This is a genomic window from Akkermansia muciniphila ATCC BAA-835 (assembly GCF_000020225.1).
Classification (GTDB): domain Bacteria; phylum Verrucomicrobiota; class Verrucomicrobiia; order Verrucomicrobiales; family Akkermansiaceae; genus Akkermansia; species Akkermansia muciniphila.
Genome location: NC_010655.1, coordinates 2,158,821 through 2,179,793, shown reverse-complemented (window position 1 = coordinate 2,179,793; position 20,973 = coordinate 2,158,821). Strand labels below are relative to the sequence as shown.

Below are 20,973 nucleotides of genomic sequence, written 5' to 3'. Positions count from 1 at the left end.
AATCATGACCCCGGCTCTCCGGAATCCCTGTTTTTCCGCTATTCTCTGCGGCACAGCGCTGCTGGCCCCGCCAGCGCCGGCTCAGTCCGCTGATGGAGCCGGTCTTCTGGCTTCCACCCCGCAATCCGTAGAAGATTTGCAGCGGATTGAACGCCAGCTTCAGCAAATGCTTCCCCGGGTGCTTCCCGCCCTGGTCTGCATTGAATTAAACAACGGCAGCGGCTCCGGCATCCTGGTTTCGGAAAAAGGCCTGGTCTTTTCAGCGGCCCACGTTGTGGACAAGAAAGGAACCACGCTCAAAATCATCCTGCCGGATGGAACGCGCCTTCCGGGAAAAACCACGGCGCAAAACAGCAATTCGGACGCAGGCATGGCCAAAATCACATCCCAATTGAACAAAAAACTGCCCTGCGTGGAAAAAGCGGAAAAAATGCCTCGTGTGGGGGACTGGGTGTTCGCGCTGGGGCACGGCGGGGGGCTGGACCGGAAACGCGGCCCGATGGTGCGCCTGGGGAGGGTGGTTTCCCTCAAGAACGGCGTCATTCAGACGGACTGCAAGTTGATTCGCGGGGATTCCGGCGGCCCTCTTTTCAACCTGGATGGAAAGCTGATTGGCATTCACAGCAGGGTCGGTTCCGGTCTGGAAGACAATCTGCACGTGCCCATGAAAGATTTCGACGCTCTGACGGAGGAGACAGCGGAAGGAAAGACCTCCCTGACGCCGCCACCGGAACAGGACAGCCAGCCATTCTCCACTCAGCCATCATGAAATTTCCTTTCTGCGTCTGCCTGTCTCCCCTGGTTTTCGCCCTGTTCCACCCCGCTCTGGCGGAAGGAAATAACGGAAGCCTGGATTTTGAACAGAGAATCAACGGGAAAGCCATTCTGAAAACTATCGAGCCCATCCGCGAACGTCTTCAGGACTTGAGCGCAGTTTTCTTTTCCGGTCACGATGTTGTGATTTACGGCATTGTGCTGAGCCCGGACGGCTACATCGCCACCAAAGCCTCGGAACTCCATTCTTACAGGGATCTGACCATCCGGGTAGGTTCTTCCAAATATGGGCAGTTCAGGGAAATTGGCTCGGACCCGTCCACAGACATCGCAGTAGTGAAAGTGGAAGCCGCCGGGCTGCACGCTCCCGGCCCTGTCAGCAATGATGCCGCCATGGGAACCCTGGTAGTCAGCAACGGCTCCACTACCCGTACGTCCAGACGGCCCCAGCTGGGAACCCTTAGTGCAGAGCAGCGCCCCATTCCGAACGGAGACACCGCCTACCTGGGCGTCGTTTTCGGCACCCCCTGTACCATTCAGGAAGTTACCAAGGACGGCCCCGCCGCCCAGGCCGGAGCCCAGGCCGGAGATGAGATTCTGGCGGTGGACGGCACGCCCGTTACTGCTCTGGATGCCGTTTCCCCCATTCTGTCCAGGAAAAAAGTTGGAGAAAGAGTGACACTGAAAGTCAAACGCAAGGATAAAAGGTTATCCTACACCATCACGCTGGGTTCCAGACGCCAGGCCCTGGGAGGAAACGCTCCTGAGGATTCCAATGACCTGATCAGCGGTGGGTTCAGCAAACGCAGGGATGATTTCCCTATGGTCCTCCAGCATGACACCCCTTCCCGGTACACGCTGATGGGTGGCCCGCTGCTTAATCTCAAGGGGGAACTCATCGGCATGAACATCGCCAGAGTGAACCGGGCGGAAAATTACGCCCTGCCCATCAGCGTTGTGCAGAAAAGCGTGCAAAACATCTTGAAAAACACTCCCCAGCCGGGAAAATAGCTCAGGAAAATACCGGAATATCTTATTTTCCCGGTACGGAAGAAGCAGTACGTTTTCCTTTCCTTTTCCCCTGCGTGACATCCGGCGAAACAGGATGGATTTACATGCCGGGAACATCAGCGGCATCCGGCACCGTCTTGGGTTTCACGGTAGGATCATAATGGACGGCTCCCGTCACACGTACGCTTCCGTCCGGAAGAAAGACCATGGAGGGGGCTCCCACCACCTTTTTATAGTACTGCAGCTTTTCCATGGTTCCCCGGTAGTTGATGCGGGAATACGCGCTCAGCATGGGGGTAGTGGGGAAGAAGACATGGACATTCGCCTTGCCGTCCACCATGCACTGCGGACGCGTGGTCCCCAGCCAGTCACCGATGCACACGGAATTGTAGGCCACTCCCGTATCCGGATCCTTCGTCTGCACATACAATTTCTGGATTCCCCGCACGGCAATAGTGCAAATGGAAAAAGTGCACCGCTTGGCACTGGCCGGAATGGCCACGGTCTGGGACCACATGGGTGTTCCCGTCCGGACGGCAAACAGGGATTTCTGGGAAGCAAACATGTCCTTCTGGTTGGGCATTTTTACAACGGCCTGCACATGGTAGTTGCCCTCACGGGACAAGTCATAGAAATGGCGCAGGTCAATCTTGCGGGAAACGCTCATGCCGGCAGGAACCTTGAGAGGCGGAAACAGGGCAAATTTGGACTGGGGGAGTTCCGCCCCCGCAGTGGAATGCTCCACATGGATATCCAGCCAGGAGGAATATTCCCGGCTTTTCAGCTCCACCGGCACGCCGGAATTGTTGGTAATGGTCAGCCTCATGTACATGGCTTCCCCGCTGAGGAACGTCTTCTTTTCCGGGACTACTTTCACGTAAATCTGGGCCAGGGCCCCGGACGCCCCCAGAAGGGCCAGCAGCATTGCAAGGATATGTTTCATGGTATTGATATGTTAAGTATTGTCGTTAAACGGGTCAGAGGACATTCCGCACGATTCTGAATCCCAGGTTGTCCCGGCTTTCACCGCGGGAGCGCAGGTATTCCACCCGGTTGGAGATGCCGGGCTGCCTCCAGTCTCCGCCGCAGGCCACCGGCCCCGGAGGCTCCTTCACGCGCGCAGGATCCTTTTCCATGGAAGAAGTCCATTCCATCACGCCGGAAGCCATGCCGCACACGCCGGTCTTTAAATCATGATCATTGCTGTATCTGTCAATCACCAGCGTCCTGTCCCCCTTCTCACCCGTTTCCAGCATATTCCCCAGAGCCATCCACTCCCCGCGCTCGGGCAGGCGGTAGCGCGGTTCTCCGGGGGCCACGGGCTTCCAGCTCGCATACGCCCAGGCATCCCAGAAAGTGACGTTGACGACGGGAGAGCGGGGTGTTATTTTCCTGCCTTTCCATTTGCCTCCCGGAGTGGAAGCCGCCTTCCACATAGCCTCCCAGTCCTGGGGAATATGGGAGGCAGTCCTCTTGTCCGGCTGGTCCGGGTGGGAATATTCCTCCCTCAGCTCCGGAGTGAGGCGTGCCCACTGGTCCAAAAACAGGCGGTAGGATTCCAGGGTAATTTCATGGGCTCCCACAATCAGTTCCCCTCCTCCGGGAAGAGTTACGCGGACTTCCGTATGATCGCTGGAGGAAAAATCCGGATAATGTTTAGGAGCCGGAACATGGGGACGGGATACGGTTTCCTTCTCCCGGGGGAATAAAAGAAGAACGGCAGCCGCGGCTATCCCCACGCCCAGCAGGCCCATTCCGGCCCAAAGCAGCTTTTTTCCGGCTTTTCTGCGGGATTCCACGGGGACGGTATAGCGGTGGGTGGTAACCCGAGGGGAAAGCCCCAGCTGTTCGCGGACCGCAGCAACCAGCTCCATAACCTGGTCCCATTGCATCGGCTTTCCGTTCTGCCCTTCTCTCATCCATTCCAGCAGGGTGCGCATCCGCGTGGTTCCGGGCACATCCGGAGTCACCAGAGGAGGCAGGTCGATGCCCAGGCGCTTCATCTGGTCGCGGGATGTTTCTTCGTGAAAGTCACCGGGCACGGCCGTATTCATCAGCCGCACGGCAGACTTGTCATCCAGGAAAATGTGACGCGGCTCCATGATATTGAAAGCGGTCCGCAGACGCTCATACCTGCCGCACACGTTGCCGACCGTTTCAATCACCTTCAGCAAATCCTTCATGGACAGGGTCTGCCCGCGGTCCAGCATGGACTGGAGGGATGAGCCTCCCAGCTGTTCGCTGGTGACGAACCAGTATCCCTGGGCCTGGGACGCTTCATAGACGGTGCCCAGCACCGGAGCATTAATGGCGGCGCGCGTGCGGGCCTTCATCAGAAAATCCTCCACGCCCACCCCCTCCGGATTGTCCGGATCCAGCAACTCCAGAAACACGGAACGGTCCATGCCCTGCTGGATGGCCTGATAAAGAATTCCTCCGCGCGTGCGGCCAATAAATGCCACCAGCGTGTAATCGCCAAAGTTGTGGGGAAGATCAAACATTGGACAAATCAGGCATCAGGGAGGCAAAAGAGATTCATAAGACTCAGAAACCGGAGCCGCCTCTACAGGAGGAAGCAAACCGCCGTCATAAATCTCGGGCAGTCCGGAAGGGGAACTCTGGTTCATCTGTTCCAGTAAAAATAGCACGGGAGGGGAAGCATGGCAATCCATCGGTTCCCCCTTGTAATACAATTTAGCGGTATATCCGTAATATTTCAGGCTTCCATAAGCAATCATCTCTTCTTCCGTCAGGGGAGGCATGTAGTAGGTTATTTCCATGATTTCCTCACCGTCCGCCCAATCCGCGGGTTCCGTAACGCACCGGGAAGAAGGTTCGGGCGCATGCGTCTTTTCCACTTTCTTCCCATTGACTTTGTCAAAAAACTGGACAATGACGCGCAGATCCTCCGGCCTGACATTCAGGCCATCCTTCATCAGAATAGGAACCATCAGCTTGACGCGCTCCCCGGCGGGGCATTCCGGATCCCGGTATTCCAGAATAGTGCCGAAGGACATATCCCCCCGCAAATCCGCCGGGCTGGAAAAGCCGGCCTGAAGGTGCCGCGCCGCACGCGCAAAATATTTCCCCGCCTTCTCCCGCTGGGTATATACTTTCAGAAAAAACTCCCGTGACTTATCCGCATTCCTCAGCCATTCATAGGTAAGTCCATAATAATAAAGCACCACCGGATTATCCGGTTCCAGCCTCATGGCCTGCTCCAGCTTCACGACCGCTACTTTGAGGTCACCTTCAATCTGGGCGTAACGAGCCGCCTTGACAAGCTCCGCCACTTCCTCCGTCATGGGGGGCATAACCTCGTCCGGATTCTCAGCAGGAAGGGATGCTCCGCTAGCGGAATCCCCCCCTCCCGCAACGGCCGCGGCCACCGGTACAGAATCGGCAGCCGGATCTGATAAATCGGCTTCCCGGAGCATTTCTTCCACAGAACGGGGCTTTTCAGAAGGGGATGCCGGAACATCCGCCATATGCACTGTCTCCTCTGCCGCCCCATCCTCAACGACTCCGGCCGGACGCTCCGGCTTCTCCCGTGCCGGAACGGGAACAGGCTTCTCCACCACTTTTTCCACCACCACGGTACGGACAGACAGGCTGAAAGAAACGCCCACCATCAGCAACAGAACAAACGCCAGCCCACCCAGCGTCCAGCAGGCGACGCCGAACGCACGGTCATTGGCGCCCTTTTCCGGTGGAAGGGATTCGCTCATACGGCACGTTCCTCGTCCTCCTGCCGGGCAGGCGGCCCGCCGGCATCAGGAATTTCTTCATAATCCACTATTTCTCCTCTGTAGAGAGACAGAAGAGCCTTCATGAAATCTTCCGCGTTATGGGGAGAATCCTCCTTCCGGAAGCCGCCGTAAGTCAGGCCGTCCAGCCTGATTCGGGCTCCTCCGCATTCCGGTTTCAGCGTCGCTATGGCCAGTCCCTTCAGTTTCCATCTGCGCAAATCCAGACGGGCAATGTCATCCACGCGGAAAACCACCCCGGCGGCCGTCACCTCTTTCCCGTTCAGGGACATTTTCCTGCCGCGCGTTCTCACCAGGAAAAACAGAGCCACCATGGCAAGCGCCAGGCAAATGCACCCGGCCACCCACTGTTCAAAAATTTTGGAGGCGTCATACGGGTGGTCCACCGGCTTGATGGGATAGCGCTTTTCCCCGGAATAAGATTGCCACGCAGCGCTCCAGCCCTTGCCGGGGGTGGACATCAGACTGTAATCCGCCAAAATGTCAGGCCACGGCACCGCGTTCCGATTCACGCCGGAAGGAATTTCATAGCCCTCCGGAAAATCCACAGTGCGCGCCAGAACAATGCGCTCCCAGTCCTCCGCGGACGCCCCTTTCCCGCTCACCTCACGGTCAAACACGGCTCCAGCGTCCACGAACGCCTTGTGCATGAAAAACTCCAGGTTTTTTTGAGGGTATCCGGTGGAAGCATCATAATAAAAATACACTCCGAACCCCAGAAACATGAGAGCCATGATAACCGCCCTGCCGGTAAACCACATGGTCGGCTTACATTCTACCGTGTCAGACTGCATGCTTCCTACATACCAGCAAATCCATGCCCTTGACCATAAAAAAAGCGCACCTCCCCCTCCTTTGCGGGAAAGCGGAGCGTCCTGTCGCCCCCCGGATATCCGGAACGCACGGCTCCGGAAGAAAAAACAGGGCGGCATTCCCTGCCGGGAACGCATCCGGAAAATCTTTCCCTGTCTTCTTCTTGGCTTGATTTATTTTGTGAAAGTTAAATAATAGCACGCGCAGGGATTCCCCGCTCCGGCAAAAAGGACCGGAAACGCTGTAATCCCTTACGCCGGCCCGCATTATTTTTTCCGCATATGAGACCAAGTCACCCTCAATACCGCCGCATGGACGCCGACCCCGGTTACAATTCCCAGGCAGACGACCAGGTGGACGCCGATATGGAACAGGCCCAGCTGAGGCTGGAACAATTGCGGAAGGAAAAGGAGGAAGTGGAAAACTCCCGCCGCCGCCTGGAAGAATGCCATATGCGCAAAGCCAGGTTTATGGACCAGCAGAACGAGCTGGGCGACCGCATGGTCAACGCCGCAGACCTCATCGGCCGGGAGGTGGAAAGCCTCCGCCAGGAAAGCAATGAACTGGAACAAATCCACATGGCGCTGACGCGCAGCCTGAAAATGCTCAGCACCGTGCGCCCGGATGAATGGCCTATTGAAAATACGGACAACCTCATCAGCCAGGGCCAGCAGGTCATTGACCGCTGCGAGGAGGAATTCGCGGATGCCGTCCAGCAGTGCGCGCGCATGCAGCATACCAAAGTGCTCACCGGGGTGCGCCGCTCCAGCAAAGTGCGCATCAGCTCCCGTGAATTCATGACCCAGTTCCTCCAGGGCCTTTCCTTCCATCTTCCCCTGCTCCTGATTGCCCTCATCATCCTCTTTTTCATCTGGATTTTCAGCCCTTCCGCATCATGATTAAAAGAAAAACCAAACGCCGTTCCTCCGAACTGGCAGAACTGGATCGCGCCTCACGGGAAATTGAGAGCCGTATTCAGGAATTGGAAGCCTCTCTCAAACGCCCGTCCCAGCAGACCCGCATGCGCCTGGACCGCAATACCATGCCGCCTCCCGACCGCGTTCGGGAGGGCAACCAGAACCGGGCACTGCGTGCCGTAGTGGCCCGTGACGGACGCGCCACCAACATGAGGCGGGAACTGCGAGAAAACTTCATGCTGCTGGGCCTACTGATCTGCGCCATCGCCGTTTCCTTCTGCTGGATCGTCCGCCTGCTGGAACAACAGTAGGCAGCCCCCTTTCTTTTCCGCATTTTTTCTACATTACACCATGAGCACGCCCCAAATAGACGTAGCCTACATTGCCAAGCTGGCACGCATTGACCTGACGGAGGAAGAAACAGCTCTCTTCTCCAAGGATCTGGACAAAGTCCTGGCCTATATCACCAAGCTGGAATCCTACGATGTCACGGGCATCGCCCCCATGAACCATCCTCTCCCGGCAATGGACGTGATGCGCGAAGACATTCCTGAAACCGGCTTCACCCAGGAAGAAGCCCTCTCCAATGCCCCCCAGCAGTCCCAGGGGCAATTCCGCACGCCCAAGGTGGTGGAATCCGCCTGATCCTCCCGCTTCCTTTTCCCTTCACCTTTCAACCGTCTTTACCCTTTCCTTCTCATGTCAAAAATTCAAGGCACCCTGGCCCAGTGGCGTGACCGCCTGCGCCGCAAGGAACTCTCCCCTGCCGAACTGGTCAACCTGACGGCGGACGCCATTGAGGCGGACCGGACAACCAACGCCTACATCTCCTTTGACCGTGAAGCAGCCCTCCACGCCGCGGCCGGAGCGGATATTTCCAGCCCCCTGGCTGGCATCCCCATCGCCGTGAAGGACAATATTAATGTCCTGGGCCAGCCGACGCGCTGCGCCTCCCGCCTTCTTTCCCCTTATGTCGCTCCTTATGACGCCACCTCCATCCGCCTGCTGAAGGAGGCGGGCGGCATCCCGCTGGGCCGCACGAACATGGATGAATTCGCCATGGGTGCCAGCGGAGAAAACTCTGCTTACGGCATCACGCGCAACCCGGAAGCCCCGGACCGCATTCCCGGAGGCTCCTCCAGCGGCTCTGCCGCCGCCGTCGCATCCGCTACCGCCATTGCCGCACTCGGTTCCGACACGGGCGGCTCCATCCGGCAGCCGGCCGGGCACTGCGGCATCGTGGGCCTCAAGCCTACCTACGGGCGCGTTTCCCGCTACGGACTGGTAGCCTTTGCCTCTTCCCTGGACCAGATCGGCCCCATGACCCGGACAGTGGAAGACGCCGCCATCCTGCTCCAGGCCATCTCCGGACACGACCGTAAAGACTCCACATCCGCAAACTGCCCCGTGCCGGACTTTGAAGCTGCGCTGGGCCGTGACGTCAAAGGGCTAAAAGTGGGCATCCCTTCGGAATACTTTACCTCCGGCAACCATCCGGGCATTTCCGAGGCAGTGCAAAACACCGTCAAACAGCTGGAAAGCCTGGGAGCGGAGCTGGTGGAAGTCAACCTGCCCCACGCGGATGCCGTCGTCGCCGCCTACTATATCATCGCCTGCGCGGAAGCGTCTTCCAACCTCTCCCGGTTTGACGGCGTGCGCTACGGAAAGAGGGCGGAAGACGCCGCCGGACTGGTGGAACTCTTCTCACGCACCCGTGAAGAGGGATTCGGGCCGGAAGTCAAGCGCCGCATCATCCTGGGCACCTACGTGCTCAGCTCCGGTTACTATGACGCTTACTACTCCCGCGCTCAAAAAGTCCGCTCCCTGGTCGCCAGAGATTTCGCGGAAGCCTTCTCCAGGGTGGATATCATCGTAGGCCCCACCTCGCCCGCTCCCGCTCCCAAAATCGGAGATTCCGCGCTGGATCACCTCCAGACCTATCTGGCGGACATCTACACGATCCCCGCCAACCTGGCCGGCCTCCCCGCCATGTCCATTCCCTGCGGAACCGTCAGGGAAAGCGGCATGGAACTTCCCGTGGGCTTTCAGATGATGGCTCCCCATTTCCGGGAAGACCTCCTGTTGAAAACCGGATTTGCCCTTGGGAAATAATAGGATTTTTTCAACGTAAGTGCCCGGCATACTGTCTCACCCGCTATCAGAATCATGGACACCCGAGAATTCAACGAAATTATCGCCGCGAACTCATCGTGGATTTCTGCTCTCAGAACGGAAGTCGGCAAGGTGGTCATCGGCCAGCAGGCGCTCGTGGACAGATTAATCCTCAGTCTCCTCTGCAAGGGCCACGTCCTGCTGGAAGGCGTGCCCGGCCTTGCCAAGACGCTCTCCGTAAAAGCCATGGCGGGCACGCTGCATGCACAGTTTGCCCGCATCCAGTTTACGCCGGATCTTCTTCCGGCGGATTTGCTGGGCACAATGATCTATAATCCGGAAGAAAGGCAGTTCACAGCCAAAAAAGGCCCGATCTTCGCCAATCTCATTTTGGCGGATGAAATCAACCGCGCCCCGGCCAAAGTGCAATCCGCCCTGCTGGAAGCCATGCAGGAACGCCAGGTAACCCTAGGTGAAACCACCTACCGCCTGCCGGACCCCTTCCTGGTGCTTGCCACGCAGAACCCGATTGACCAGGAGGGCACTTACCAGCTCCCGGAAGCCCAGCTTGACCGTTTTCTCTTCAAGGTGCTGGTCACCTACCCCACGCGCGAAGAAGAACTCCAGGTGCTGGACCTCATGGCCAGCTCCGCCAAACCGCCGGAAACCTCCCCGGTCACCACGCCGGAACAGGTGGCGGCCTCCCGCGACCTGGTAAACCAGATTTATATTGACGACGCCGTGCGCGGCTACATCGTGGATCTGGTGCGCGCCACCCGCTTCCCGGAAACGGTGGACGTGAAGTTGCGCGGTCTCATCCGCGCGGGGGCATCTCCCCGCGCTACCATCAACCTGGCTCTGGCGGCCCGCGCCAATGCCTTCATGCACCATCGTTCCTTCGTCACTCCACAGGATATCAAGGACCTGGCCCACGATATCCTGCGCCACCGCATCCTGCTCTCTTATGAGGCTGAAGCGGAAAACATTTCCACGGACGACGTCATCGACCACATCCTGACGAAAGTCCCCGTGCCGTGACAGCAGGAGGCGGACGCTTCCGCGCCCGCCCTTATCCTTCAGGCCCCAAGGGGCGCCTTGCCGGAACCTGATTGAACCCAAACAGGGAAAATCATTTCATGGATAAAGCCTCAGACATTCTCAAGCGCGTACGCCGCATTGAACTGCGCGCCAGGCATCTGGCCACGGAAAACTTCGCCGGGCAATACCAGTCCGGCTTCCGCGGACAGGGGCTGGACTTTGACGACTTCCGGGAATACATGCCGGGAGATGACCCCCGCTTCATTGACTGGAAGGTAACGGCCAGGATGAACTCCCCTTTTGTCCGCCGTTTCCGGGAGGAACGGGAACAGGCCGTCATTCTGGCGGTGGACGTCAGCGGCTCCATGCACTACGCCTCCTCCGCGGCCCGCGTCTCCAAACTGGACTATGCGGCGGAAGTAGCGGCAGTGCTCGCCTACAGCGCTGCCCAGAGCGGAGACAAATGCGGCCTCCTTATCTACGGGAACAGCCACTCCCATTACATCCCCCCGGCCAAGGGAGTCAAGCAGACCCTGCGCATCGTCCGCGAAATCGTAGCCAGTAAAAACGATGGAGCCGACCAGAACATTTCCGATGTAGCCCGGCAACTTGTCCTTTCCCAGAAAAAAGCGGCCATGGTCATCATGATCAGTGACTTTTGGGGTGAGAACAATAAAGCCGCCCTGGGGCAGCTCAACTTCAAGCATGACTTCATCCCCATCCGCATCGCAGACCCGATGGAACTGCATCTGCCGGATGCCGGACGCGTCATCCTGAAAGATCCGGAAACTGGCAAAAGCATGTTCCTGAACCTTTCCCGTCAGGATGTCCGGGAAACCCACGCCAACGTCGTTCATCTGCACCGCGAGAAATGGACGCAGGATTTCCGCCGCCTGGGCATTGACTTCCTGGACTTGCAGACCACAGACAACTTCATGCCTCCCCTCCGGGCCCTTTTTGCCAGAAGATCCCGTAAATTTTCACGCTAATCCTCTTCTCTATCAGCCATGCCACCCCCCGCCACCTTTCAGCCCCCCCCCACGGCAATTCCGGAACCGCCGGCGTTTCCCTCCCTGATGGAAACACAATCCCCGGATGCCTACTTCCAAGCGGGCTTTTGGGATGCGTGGGGCATCTGGATTATTTTGGCCTCCATCCTTCTGGCCGTCGCTATCGCCGTCATCGTGCTCATCCGCAGAAAGGGACGCATCCCCGCCGCGCCGCTCAGCCCGTCGGAAACCGCTATCCGGGACATCTCGATGCTCCGGAACACGCATCCCTCCCTCAGGCAGGCCGCCGTGGAATTTTCCCTGATCCTCCGCAAATACCTGGTAGGAGAAACCAAAGACCCGGCACTATATGAAACCCAGCAGGAATTCAACCGCCGGGCAGACGCGCTCACAGCGCTGCCTTCCGAACTCCAGGCCCCCACGCGCGATCTGCTGGACCGCATGGCTTCTCTCAAATATGAACCGGACACCCCGGAAAACGATTCCATGGTCAACGAATTGGCGAACGCTACGGTCCAACTCATCAATGATATAGAAGCGGATGCCCACCGGACGAAGGAAGAAACGGACCTTGTCGTCAAAAAATCTTCATCCCGCTTCAACCAACGCTAGCATACCATGACGGAACACTTCCAATTTGCACAACCTGAATGGCTTTATGCCTTACCCTTCATCTTGTGCCTCATCATCCTCCGCCGCAGGCGCGGGGCGGAAGGCTCCATCACCTACCCCACCGTGCGCTTCATCGCTTCCCTGGCGCGCACTCCGCAATCCCTGGCAGGGAAAATAGGGGCCCTTTGCTTCGTTCTGGCGGCTGCCGCCATCGCCATCGCCCTGGCGCGCCCCCAGCACGTGGAAGATAAAACCTTCCGGACAGTCAACGGCATTGACATCATGATCGCCTTTGACCTTTCCTACTCCATGGAAACGCCGGACATGGTTCTCAACCGAATGCCCATCAACCGGCTGGTAGCAGCCAAACACGTCATCACCCAATTTGTTGACAGCCGTCCGGACGACCGCATCGGTATCGTGGGATTTGCCGGGAAAACAAAATCCTTCTGTCCGCTCACGCTGGACCACGCCCTGGTCAACAGCATCATCCGGGATTTCCATCCGCGCATGATCCAGGCGGACGGCACGGCCATCGGCTCCGCCATTGCGGCGGCGGCCACCCGGCTGGACGACCGTAAGGAAACCAAATCAAAAATCATCATCCTGGTGACGGATGGTGCCTCCAACTCCGGCCAGATATCCCCGCTGGTGGCGGCGGAAAACGCGGCCAAGCTGGGTATCAAAATTTATACCATTGCCGTAGGCACGGAAGAAGGAACCCTGGCGAACGGTATGGTGGTGCAAAGTGAATTTGACGAACCAACCCTGCGGAAAATAGCCCAGCTCACGGGCGGAGAACACTTCCGGGCCACCAATATGGCCTCCTTCAATAAAGCGTTCACCTCCATCGGGAAGCTGGAAAAAAGCGAGGCCAAAGTGCAAACCGTCCGCCACATTGAAGAATACTTCATGTACTTCCTTGTAACGGGAGCCGCGCTGGCGCTTCTGGGCCTCTCCCTGCAAGTGCTCAAACCGGCCCCCGCCCCGTAATACCGATCTTCACCCGTCATGACTTTCCTTTATCCCAACGTTCTGTACGCGCTCATTCTCCCGGTCCTGCTCGCAGCGGCGGCCTGGTGGCTGTGGCGCCGCCGTTCCAGAAAATGGGAAGTGCTCGTTTCGCCGGAATACCGGCGGGAACTGGTTCACGCTCCGGCCACCTGGCACCGGGTGCTCCCCGTCATCTTTGCCGTGCTGGCGTCCATCTTCGCCATCCTCTCCATTGCGCGCCCGGTGGACGGCTACACGGAGGTAAAGGAAATCCCCAAATCGCGCAACATCCTCATTGCTATTGACTGCTCCCGTTCCATGCTCAGCAAGGATGCTTCCCCGACCCGCTTGGGAAGGGCAAAAACCGCCGCCTACGACCTGCTGGACGCCCTGCCGGGGGACAACTTCGGCATCATCATCTTCTCCGGAGACGCCGTCCTGCTCATGCCCCTTACCCATGACCATAACGCATTAAAAGAAACCATTGAACAACTTCAATTCGGCTGGGTCTCCCAAGGGGGAACCAACCTGGAAAACGTTGTGCGGCTGGCCCTTCAAACCTTCAAACGGGACAAGGAAGCGGACGCCAAAAACGCCCTGGTCATCCTCAGCGACGGGGAAGACACCGTCAACATCACCTATAAGACTGCGGAAGCCGCACGGCAGCACCAGCTTATCATCGTGACAGCGGGTATCGGTACTACTATCGGTACCACTATTCCGGATGAGCAATCCCCCTCCGGCCTGTACCGGGATCGTCGTGGCCAGCACGTCGTCTCCAAGCTCAATCCGGAAAGCCTGCAATACCTGGCCAGGCAAACGGAAGGCCAATATGTCCAACTCTCCGACGGAGCGGCGCTGAACCGCTTCGTCAAGGACATCGCGGACCGGCTGGATACCACGGAAGGCAAGGAAGAAGTGCGCCGCGTGCCGAATGACCGCTACATCACCTTTGCCGTTCCGGCCCTCATCTGCCTGCTCCTCACCCTTCTGGCGGGAACACGCTGGCGTTCCTTCCGCCGTTCCGGACGCCGCGGTATGACATCTCTGACTGCTGCGGCGTTATTCTGCGCCGGACTGCTGGGCCAGGAAGCGCAGGCGGACACGCACGCCCTGGACAATGTCACGGATTTGATCCGGACGGGAAAAACGGAAGAAGCCGTCAAATCCATTGATGAAATGCTCGCTGTTCCCGACCTGGCGGAAGAAACGCGCCAGGCCTTGGAATTCGCCAAAGGATGCCTGGAACAAAAAGCGGATAACCCCAAAGAAGCCGCGGAAGCTTTCTCCCAGGCGCTCCTTTCTCCCAAACCAGCCCTCCAGGCGGATTCCCACTTCAACCTTGGCAACCTGGAAGCCGCCCAGGCCCGCAAGACCATGACTTTCTCCAGGCCGGAAGGGGAACAGCAGCAAGCCCGGCTCTCTTCCATTGACGACCAAATTAAGGAAATTGATGCCCGGCTGGCAAAAATACCCGTTGCGAAAAAACATGTTAAAGAGGCCGTCAAACGTTTTGACGATGCGCTCTCTGCCTATGGTTCCCATGAAGGAGCAGCGTCCAACAAGGAGGAAATGCTCCGTTATGATAAATCCTTGGACGAATACCGCCGGCAGCTGGAAGAATTAAAGAAGAAATTGGAAGAAGAGAAGAAAAAACAACAGGACCAGAACAAGGACCAGAACAAGGACCAGAACAAGGACCAGAACAAGGACCAGAACAAGGACCAGAACAAGGACCAGAACAAGGACCAGAACAAGGACCAGAACAAGGACCAGAACAAGGACCAGAACAAGGACCAGAACAAGGACCAGAACAAGGACCAGAACAAGGACCAGAACAAGGACCAGAACAAGGACCAGAACAAGGACCAGAACAAGGACCAGAACAAGGACCAGAACAAGGACCAGAACAAGGACCAGAACAAGGACCAGAACAAGGACCAGAACAAGGACCAAGACAAGGACCAAGACAAGGACCAAGACAAGGACCAAGACAAGGATAACGCCGAAACCAAGGAAGGCAAGAGGGACGAAAATGAAATGAAAAACGCCCGGCTTCCCTCCTCTCCGGAAAAAGACAGGCTGCCAGAAACGTCCGGAATGGAAAAACCGCAGCCCCAGCCGGAAGATAACAAGCCCGTTCCGGCAGCCGCACAAAAGGAAAGCAGGGAGGAAAAGGAACGCAGGGAAGCAAGAGCCATCCTGATGGAACGCAGGGACATTGAACCCGGCTGCCCCGTTCCCCAGCGTTCTCCGGAAATTCCTCCGGATAAGGATTACTAACCCGTTCCGCCCGCATCCGCGAAGCCACCCCTTTAAACATATCCCGCAAAACAAGATGAAAAAACTGCTCGCCATTCTTTCGCTTTTCTTCTGCATGACTGTCACGCTTATGGCTCAGCAGGTGGTTACCACCTGGCTGTCCGATGCCGTTGTGCCGGGAGAACAAACCCGTCTCTTCATCATCCTGACAGACGGAAGCATCGCCCGCCAGGACCCGCTTCCCCGGGTAAAGGGCGCCAGCCTGCGCTGGGTCAGCCAGGGCAACTACATCCGCTGGCCGGGGTCTCCCAACCAATCCGCCTTCCTGATGGCCATTGAAGTAACGCCGGACGAAGTGGGCACCGTGGAAATCCCTTCCCTGACCCTGCAGGCCAACAATGGCCGCACTTATACCACGCTTCCCCAGACGCTGACTGTCTACCCTTACAGCGCCATCAAATGGAATACGCTGAACCTGAACGGCACAGCAGTCCCGTACGGCATGCTGTGGCATGTGGACAACCAGAAACCCTATGTCCACCAGCCGGACCGCTGCGAACTGAAAATTTACGCCCCGGAATACATTCTGGAATACACGGCGCCCGCCATCACCACCTCCAACCTGGCTACCTGGCGCTTTGAACCCACGCTGGTGGAACTGCTCCGCGGCCAGCCTCGCGGTTCTGTACTTTACAAAGGCGTCAACTGGAATGTCATGACCTTCCAGAGCACCCTGTTCCCGCTGCGCGCCGGGGAGGTAACGGCGTCCGGCACTGTCACGGCACGCGCCGCCCTGCCGGAGGCGGACCCTCTCATCGCCAACTTCATCCGTTCGGAAGTACTGGTGGAAATGGCCATTCCGGAAGTGAAAATCACAGCCCGGGAACTCCCCCCGGGAGCTCCCTCTTCCTTCACCAATGCCGTAGGGAATTTCCGCATCTCCTCCACCACGGATGCGCGGGATCTCAGTGCCAATGAACCCATTACTGTTAAAATCAGGGTAACAGGAACAGGCAATATCCACAGTATCGCCTGCCCGGCCCTCACAGACGCCTCCAACTGGAAACTCTATCCTCCCAACAAGCTGGACCCGGGCCAGAATACGCGCTCCATCCAGGGAACCGTGGAATTTCAGCAAATGATGCGTCCGGTTGCCCAAACGGATGCCATCCCTCCCTTTGAACTCACTTTTTTTGACCCCAGCACGCAACAGTACAAAACCGTAACCACAGCCCCCATTCCCCTGGAATGGAAGGCCTCAGCCATTACTGGAACGGCGGCCGGAGGTGCCGCTCCCGCCACGCCTCCCCCGGCAGGCACCATTCCGGTAGCTGAAATGACGGATATTTACGGGCTCATGCCCGCCACCGTCATGAACGCCCTTACCGCTCCGGCTCACTGGGGGTGGTATTTCCTGGCCTACATCCCCGCCGTCATCCTGCTGGGAATGGCTCTGATCCGCTACATCCGGAAAATCCGGAAGGAAAGCTTCACGGCCAGGGAACGCATGAGAGCCTTCCGCAGGCTCGCTTCCACTCCGCGCCAGGCAAGCTCCACGGAATTCCTGCGTGCCGCCGGCAACTTTATTGAATCCTATATTCCGCCTTCCAAGCAGAATGAAAAAATGAAAGATATCCTTCAACTCCGGGACGACAGGGCATTCAAGCCTTCGGAATCTTCGGAAGAACTGCCGCACGCGGAACGCCAGCACATGCTCCAGGCTATTAAAAAAGCCATCGCCAAGCTTCCCGTTCTCATGATGGCCGCCGTACTGGCCATGTCCCTGGCAGGAGCAACCGGAAACGCGTCGGAAACGGACAACCTGGGTGTAAAAGCCTATGAACAGGGAGAGTACGCCAAAGCCATTGACTATTTCAGCAAGGAAAGCGGCAATATGAACCTTTCCAAGGCAGAACGCGCCTACGCCTGTTTCGGCATCGGCAATTCCTATTACCGCATGAACAAACCCGGTCTGGCCGCTCTCAATTACCGCCGTGCTCTGGAACTCTCCCCGTACTTCACGGAAGCTGAATACAACCTGCTATTCATCGAACGCAAGGAGGGCGCCATCCTGCCCGCCAACACCACGGAAAACCAGTGGCTCACTTACATCCGCCATGATACGCTCGGCCCCATCTCCATCCTGTCCGGAGCCGTCATGCTCACCTTCCTGGCCCTGCTGACCGTTACCCGCAGACACGGGGCCCTGCTGACCATCCTGGCCACCCTTAGCGGACTGGTCACAGTAGCGGCTGTCATGAACTACATCATGTACCCGGAAACCCCGGAATCCATTCCGGCAGATCGGTTACTGGTCGTTACCCAAAAAACGCCCGGCAGACATGCGGCGGACATGAACAGCCCTGCGCTCATCACCCTTCCGGAATCCACCCCGCTCATCCTGCGCGCGGAACGCGGCTCCTGGTACTACGCCAGCACCTTCCAGAACACGCCCGTCTGGATACCCAGGACGGACGCTCAGCCGCTGTAGCGCTTTATTATCCCGCCTCCTCCTCTGGAGCCGCCTCTCCGGAATGCCGTATTCCCGGAAGGGCGGCTTTCTTTCAGCCGCATTCAATCTTCTTCCCTACTGAAGAAGCCGGAACCGGAAAACGGCACATCCTCTGTTCAAAGGGAAAAACCGGGAAGTCCCCTTCCGGAAACGCGTCAGAAGATTCCCCGGCCGCATGAACAAAAAGCCAATACCCTACCCACAAGGCGTGCGTGTATTGAAATTACCCGCTGGCGCCCTTTCATCCCGGACAGATGAAAGGCTTGAAACAATTCTGATGCGGCAGGAAAATCCGCGCGTCCCGCTTCTCCCCAACTGCCGGACGGCATCACGGTTTACCAGGAATCCAGATGCACCTTTCTGACCGGGGGCGGAAAAGCCCCATCCAGCAAATCCACATCTTCCGCAGTCAGCCTGATGGACAAACTCCGGTAATTTTCCTGCACATGCGTGACGGAACCGGCTTTGGGGATCGCAATCATTCCAGGGCAGCGCAAAATCCAGGCCAGGGCAATCTGCACCGGGGTGGCCTCATGCTTCTGCGCAATCTCCATCAGCACCGGATTACGGGAAAGCCGCCCTTCATCCGCAGGCGAATAGGCCATCACGGGAAGGTGGCGTTCCCGGCACCATGGCAGCAAATCGTACTCCACACCTCGATGGGCCAGATTATAAAGAATCTGGTTGGCGGCGCAGGAAACTCCTCCCGGGACGGCGTAAAACCGCTCCATTTCCGGAACGTCCATATTGCTGACGCCCCATGCTTTTATTTTTCCCTCCTGCTGCAGCTCAATCATTGAAGCAACCGTATCTTCAATGGGATGGGGACCTCCCCAGTGAAGCAGAAACAAATCCACGTAATCCGTCTTCAGCCTGTTCAGGCTCCGTTCGCAGGCCGCTTTGGTTCCTGTCCTGCTGGCGTTGCCGGGCAACACCTTGGTAACCAGGAAAACACGGTCGCGCAAACCGCGGATTGCCGCTCCCACCATTTCCTCGTTGCCATACATCTCCGCCGTATCCACTACGCTCATGCCCAGCTCAATGCCGGCGCGCAAAGCATCTATTTCATCGGCTTCCCTCAACGCTGACTTTCCCATTTTCCAGGTTCCCTGCCCCAGGGCGCAAACCTTCCGATGGTCCGGAAAAATTACTGAATGTTCCATCATTAATATCTTCTTTCTACCTGATCGCATCATTCCATGCCGTACAAACCTTTGACAGCAGAGGATAAAAAAAAGCTCAAAAATCAGGACGTTTTTCCTGAACCGCCTCACCCGTCATTTTCCCTCTTTTGCTGGCGGGACGTCAATAACTCTCATTGAATTTTCATTCCATATGCTTCCAGTAAACATATAAGAAATATCCATTCCCAGCCGTGCATAGCAGCATCAAAAAAACGCACAGACCTCCAGTCATATCGACTCCGGAACAACGGGCTCTCTTCTGGAAAAATCACGCCCGGTATCGGTTTTTCAGCCCCCTTTTTTCACTGCTGTTTTGAAAATAAAAAGCCGTTCCGCTGTCAACGGAACGGCTCTGAAGGAATTTCGGCATCAAAGCCGCTGAAAAAACATCAACGTATGCGGGCAATAAGCCAATGCAGCAGGTCTTCAATTGCAACACGTTCCTGTTTCATGGAGTCGCGGTGGCGAATGGTCACCGTCCCCTTGAGCGAAGCATCATTTTCCCCGAGAGTTTCAAAGTCCACGGTTATGCAGAAAGGAGTACCCACTTCATCCTGACGACGGTAACGGCGGCCGACGGCTCCCGTTTCATCATAAAAGACGGACATCCACGGCTGAAGCGTCTTTTCAATTTCCCGGGCAATACGCACCTGTTCCCCGTTTTTCTTAAGCAGAGGGAAGATGGCCGCCTTGATCGGAGCCATGCGGGGCACGAAGCGCAGCACCGTGCGGACGTCTTTTTTACCTTTGTCGTCCACCAGTTCCTCTTCATCGTAAGCTTCGCAGATAATGGCCAGAATGGTGCGGTCACAACCGGCAGAAGGCTCCACCACATGGGGAATGAATTTCTCCCGCGTCTCTTCGTCAAAATATTCCAGAGGACGGCCGGAACCTTTCTGATGGCAGCTCAGGTCATAATCCGTCCGGTAGGCGATGCCCTCCAGTTCCTGGATGCCGAAGGGGAATTCATACTCCAGGTCATAGGTTTTCTTGGAGTAGAAAGCGCGTTCGCCGTCCGGCACGTCCAAAATATGAATGTGTTCGCGCGGAACCCCCACTTCGTCATAGAAGCAAAGACGGTGTTCCAGCCATTCATCCACCAGGCGCAGCCCGTCTTCCGGCCGGCAGAAATATTCGATTTCCATTTGTTCGAATTCGCGGGAACGGAAAGTGAAGTTCCGCGGATTAATCTCATTGCGGAAAGATTTTCCGATCTGGGCGATTCCGAAAGGCAGTTTGACGCGGGAACTGTCCAGAATGTTCTTATACTGGCAGAAAATGGACTGGGCCGTTTCCGGGCGCAGCCAGCCCGTAGCGTTGGGATCGTTTTCATCAGAGGTAGCTCCAATGGTCGTCTTGAACATGAGGTTGAACTCACGGGCTTCCGTCAGCAGAGAACCGTTAGCAGGATTGTACATGGTGGAATCCGTTACGGTTTCCATGCACTCGCCTTTCAGCTCCATATCCTTGTAAGAGGCATCCTTGCCGGCCAGCTGGGCATAATATTGAGCCGCGGTCTTACGGGCCTTGTCCGCCTGTTTTTCAGATTCCACCAGAACGGAGTACTTCTTTTCAATATTCCAGGAACCGTCTTTTTTGGCGGCTCCGGTATAGAAAAACCCCATGCCGCTCTGGGCCGGGACCTGGTCCGCACGCAGACGCTCCTTGGTCAACAGGCAATCGCACATCGGGTCGGAGAATCCGCCCACATGGCCGGAAGCCACCAGTACGGAGTTATGCGTCAGGATGGAACCGTCCATGCCGACCACATCCTCGCGTTCCTGCACATTTTTACGCCACCAGTATTCTTTCAGATTGCGCTTGAGCTCCACCCCCATGGGACCATAGTCCCAGCAACCGTTCAGACCGCCGTAAATTTCAGCTGACTGGAAGATGAATCCCCTCCTTTTACAGAGGCTCACGATTTTTTCCATTCGGGCGGGGTCTGTGTTGGTTCTGTCTGCCATG

General features: G+C 57.2%; 18 protein-coding genes. 12 read left to right on the top strand and 6 right to left on the bottom strand.

All coding sequences use genetic code 11. The features are described 5' to 3' along the window. The first annotated feature begins 4 nt into the window (after nucleotides 1-4). Both AMUC_RS09555 and AMUC_RS12985 read left to right on the top strand, forming a co-directional pair. Nucleotides 5-769, top strand: a complete 765-nt coding sequence (locus tag AMUC_RS09555; RefSeq protein WP_012420823.1) for a S1 family peptidase — start codon at nucleotides 5-7, stop codon at nucleotides 767-769. Beyond that, the gene (locus AMUC_RS12985) at nucleotides 766-1,785 is read left to right on the top strand and encodes a PDZ domain-containing protein (protein ID WP_012420822.1); all 1,020 of its coding nucleotides are present in this window, start codon (nucleotides 766-768) and stop codon (nucleotides 1,783-1,785) included. The genes AMUC_RS09555 and AMUC_RS12985 overlap by 4 nt, the downstream gene beginning before the upstream one ends. A gap of 100 nt (nucleotides 1,786-1,885) precedes the next feature. On the opposite strand, the gene AMUC_RS09545 is transcribed toward AMUC_RS12985, so the two are convergent. From AMUC_RS09545 to AMUC_RS09530, 4 genes are read right to left on the bottom strand one after another with little or no spacing between them, the layout of a single operon-like run. Further along, complete coding sequence (locus tag AMUC_RS09545; protein WP_012420821.1) at nucleotides 1,886-2,728, bottom strand: hypothetical protein; 843 nt, start codon at nucleotides 2,726-2,728, stop codon at nucleotides 1,886-1,888. A 34-nt stretch (nucleotides 2,729-2,762) separates the two neighbouring features. Continuing rightward, nucleotides 2,763-4,286 carry an SUMF1/EgtB/PvdO family nonheme iron enzyme gene (locus AMUC_RS09540; protein ID WP_012420820.1) on the bottom strand — a complete coding sequence of 508 codons (1,524 nt, stop codon included), beginning with the start codon at nucleotides 4,284-4,286 and terminating at the stop codon, nucleotides 2,763-2,765. 15 nt (nucleotides 4,287-4,301) lie between these two features. Further along, on the bottom strand, nucleotides 4,302-5,513 hold the full coding sequence (locus AMUC_RS09535) for a tetratricopeptide repeat protein (protein WP_012420819.1): 1,212 nt from the start codon (nucleotides 5,511-5,513) through the stop codon (nucleotides 4,302-4,304). Beyond that, nucleotides 5,510-6,286, bottom strand: coding sequence for a hypothetical protein (locus tag AMUC_RS09530; protein ID WP_143246178.1), 777 nt, complete (start codon nucleotides 6,284-6,286; stop codon nucleotides 5,510-5,512). Before AMUC_RS09530 ends, AMUC_RS09535 begins: the two co-directional genes overlap by 4 nt. A 360-nt stretch (nucleotides 6,287-6,646) precedes the next feature. Between AMUC_RS09530 and AMUC_RS09520 the strand changes: the two genes are divergently transcribed. From AMUC_RS09520 to AMUC_RS09475, 10 genes are all read left to right on the top strand, one after another. Then, on the top strand, nucleotides 6,647-7,264 hold the full coding sequence (locus AMUC_RS09520) for a hypothetical protein (RefSeq protein ID WP_128153536.1): 618 nt from the start codon (nucleotides 6,647-6,649) through the stop codon (nucleotides 7,262-7,264). Beyond that, a complete protein-coding gene (locus AMUC_RS09515) occupies nucleotides 7,261-7,593 on the top strand; it encodes a hypothetical protein (protein WP_012420816.1) in 333 nt (110 codons plus the stop codon). Before AMUC_RS09520 ends, AMUC_RS09515 begins: the two co-directional genes overlap by 4 nt. Nucleotides 7,594-7,633: 40 nt before the next feature. After that, complete coding sequence (gene gatC / locus AMUC_RS09510) at nucleotides 7,634-7,927, top strand: Asp-tRNA(Asn)/Glu-tRNA(Gln) amidotransferase subunit GatC (RefSeq protein WP_012420815.1); 294 nt, start codon at nucleotides 7,634-7,636, stop codon at nucleotides 7,925-7,927. 54 nt (nucleotides 7,928-7,981) lie between these two features. Continuing rightward, nucleotides 7,982-9,394 carry an Asp-tRNA(Asn)/Glu-tRNA(Gln) amidotransferase subunit GatA gene (gatA, locus tag AMUC_RS09505; protein ID WP_012420814.1) on the top strand — a complete coding sequence of 471 codons (1,413 nt, stop codon included), beginning with the start codon at nucleotides 7,982-7,984 and terminating at the stop codon, nucleotides 9,392-9,394. Nucleotides 9,395-9,448: 54 nt separating this feature from the next. Beyond that, complete coding sequence (locus AMUC_RS09500; protein ID WP_012420813.1) at nucleotides 9,449-10,432, top strand: AAA family ATPase; 984 nt, start codon at nucleotides 9,449-9,451, stop codon at nucleotides 10,430-10,432. Between the two features lie 98 nt (nucleotides 10,433-10,530). After that, nucleotides 10,531-11,421 (top strand): DUF58 domain-containing protein, encoded by an 891-nt coding sequence (locus tag AMUC_RS09495; protein ID WP_012420812.1) that lies wholly within the window; start codon nucleotides 10,531-10,533, stop codon nucleotides 11,419-11,421. A gap of 87 nt (nucleotides 11,422-11,508) precedes the next feature. Beyond that, nucleotides 11,509-12,054 (top strand): DUF4381 domain-containing protein, encoded by a 546-nt coding sequence (locus tag AMUC_RS09490; protein WP_143245840.1) that lies wholly within the window; start codon nucleotides 11,509-11,511, stop codon nucleotides 12,052-12,054. Nucleotides 12,055-12,060: 6 nt separating this feature from the next. After that, the gene (locus tag AMUC_RS09485) at nucleotides 12,061-13,047 is read left to right on the top strand and encodes a VWA domain-containing protein (RefSeq protein WP_012420810.1); all 987 of its coding nucleotides are present in this window, start codon (nucleotides 12,061-12,063) and stop codon (nucleotides 13,045-13,047) included. Between the two features lie 18 nt (nucleotides 13,048-13,065). Beyond that, nucleotides 13,066-15,330, top strand: a complete 2,265-nt coding sequence (locus AMUC_RS12135) for a vWA domain-containing protein (protein WP_012420809.1) — start codon at nucleotides 13,066-13,068, stop codon at nucleotides 15,328-15,330. 55 nt (nucleotides 15,331-15,385) lie between these two features. Beyond that, the gene (locus AMUC_RS09475) at nucleotides 15,386-17,800 is read left to right on the top strand and encodes a tetratricopeptide repeat protein (RefSeq protein WP_012420808.1); all 2,415 of its coding nucleotides are present in this window, start codon (nucleotides 15,386-15,388) and stop codon (nucleotides 17,798-17,800) included. Nucleotides 17,801-18,156: 356 nt separating this feature from the next. Here the strand turns inward: AMUC_RS09475 and AMUC_RS09470 are convergent, their stop codons facing one another. Both AMUC_RS09470 and AMUC_RS09465 read right to left on the bottom strand, forming a co-directional pair. After that, complete coding sequence (locus AMUC_RS09470) at nucleotides 18,157-18,987, bottom strand: aldo/keto reductase (RefSeq protein WP_012420807.1); 831 nt, start codon at nucleotides 18,985-18,987, stop codon at nucleotides 18,157-18,159. A 407-nt stretch (nucleotides 18,988-19,394) separates the two neighbouring features. Beyond that, nucleotides 19,395-20,972, bottom strand: coding sequence for a glycine--tRNA ligase (locus tag AMUC_RS09465; protein WP_012420806.1), 1,578 nt, complete (start codon nucleotides 20,970-20,972; stop codon nucleotides 19,395-19,397). Between the last annotated feature and the right edge of the window lies 1 nt (nucleotide 20,973).

Excerpts from the sequence above, each read along its gene's own strand:
- AMUC_RS09555 (WP_012420823.1), top strand. The coding sequence starts at position 5 with ATGACCCCGGCTCTCCGGAATCCCTGTTTTTCCGCTATTCTCTGCGGC.
- AMUC_RS12985 (WP_012420822.1), top strand. The coding sequence starts at position 766 with ATGAAATTTCCTTTCTGCGTCTGCCTGTCTCCCCTGGTTTTCGCCCTG.
- AMUC_RS09545 (WP_012420821.1), bottom strand. The coding sequence starts at position 2,728 with ATGAAACATATCCTTGCAATGCTGCTGGCCCTTCTGGGGGCGTCCGGG.
- AMUC_RS09540 (WP_012420820.1), bottom strand. The coding sequence starts at position 4,286 with ATGTTTGATCTTCCCCACAACTTTGGCGATTACACGCTGGTGGCATTT.
- AMUC_RS09535 (WP_012420819.1), bottom strand. The coding sequence starts at position 5,513 with ATGAGCGAATCCCTTCCACCGGAAAAGGGCGCCAATGACCGTGCGTTC.
- AMUC_RS09530 (WP_143246178.1), bottom strand. The coding sequence starts at position 6,286 with ATGGCTCTCATGTTTCTGGGGTTCGGAGTGTATTTTTATTATGATGCT.
- AMUC_RS09520 (WP_128153536.1), top strand. The coding sequence starts at position 6,647 with ATGAGACCAAGTCACCCTCAATACCGCCGCATGGACGCCGACCCCGGT.
- AMUC_RS09515 (WP_012420816.1), top strand. The coding sequence starts at position 7,261 with ATGATTAAAAGAAAAACCAAACGCCGTTCCTCCGAACTGGCAGAACTG.
- gatC (WP_012420815.1), top strand. The coding sequence starts at position 7,634 with ATGAGCACGCCCCAAATAGACGTAGCCTACATTGCCAAGCTGGCACGC.
- gatA (WP_012420814.1), top strand. The coding sequence starts at position 7,982 with ATGTCAAAAATTCAAGGCACCCTGGCCCAGTGGCGTGACCGCCTGCGC.
- AMUC_RS09500 (WP_012420813.1), top strand. The coding sequence starts at position 9,449 with ATGGACACCCGAGAATTCAACGAAATTATCGCCGCGAACTCATCGTGG.
- AMUC_RS09495 (WP_012420812.1), top strand. The coding sequence starts at position 10,531 with ATGGATAAAGCCTCAGACATTCTCAAGCGCGTACGCCGCATTGAACTG.
- AMUC_RS09490 (WP_143245840.1), top strand. The coding sequence starts at position 11,509 with ATGGAAACACAATCCCCGGATGCCTACTTCCAAGCGGGCTTTTGGGAT.
- AMUC_RS09485 (WP_012420810.1), top strand. The coding sequence starts at position 12,061 with ATGACGGAACACTTCCAATTTGCACAACCTGAATGGCTTTATGCCTTA.
- AMUC_RS12135 (WP_012420809.1), top strand. The coding sequence starts at position 13,066 with ATGACTTTCCTTTATCCCAACGTTCTGTACGCGCTCATTCTCCCGGTC.
- AMUC_RS09475 (WP_012420808.1), top strand. The coding sequence starts at position 15,386 with ATGAAAAAACTGCTCGCCATTCTTTCGCTTTTCTTCTGCATGACTGTC.
- AMUC_RS09470 (WP_012420807.1), bottom strand. The coding sequence starts at position 18,987 with ATGATGGAACATTCAGTAATTTTTCCGGACCATCGGAAGGTTTGCGCC.
- AMUC_RS09465 (WP_012420806.1), bottom strand. The coding sequence starts at position 20,972 with ATGGCAGACAGAACCAACACAGACCCCGCCCGAATGGAAAAAATCGTG.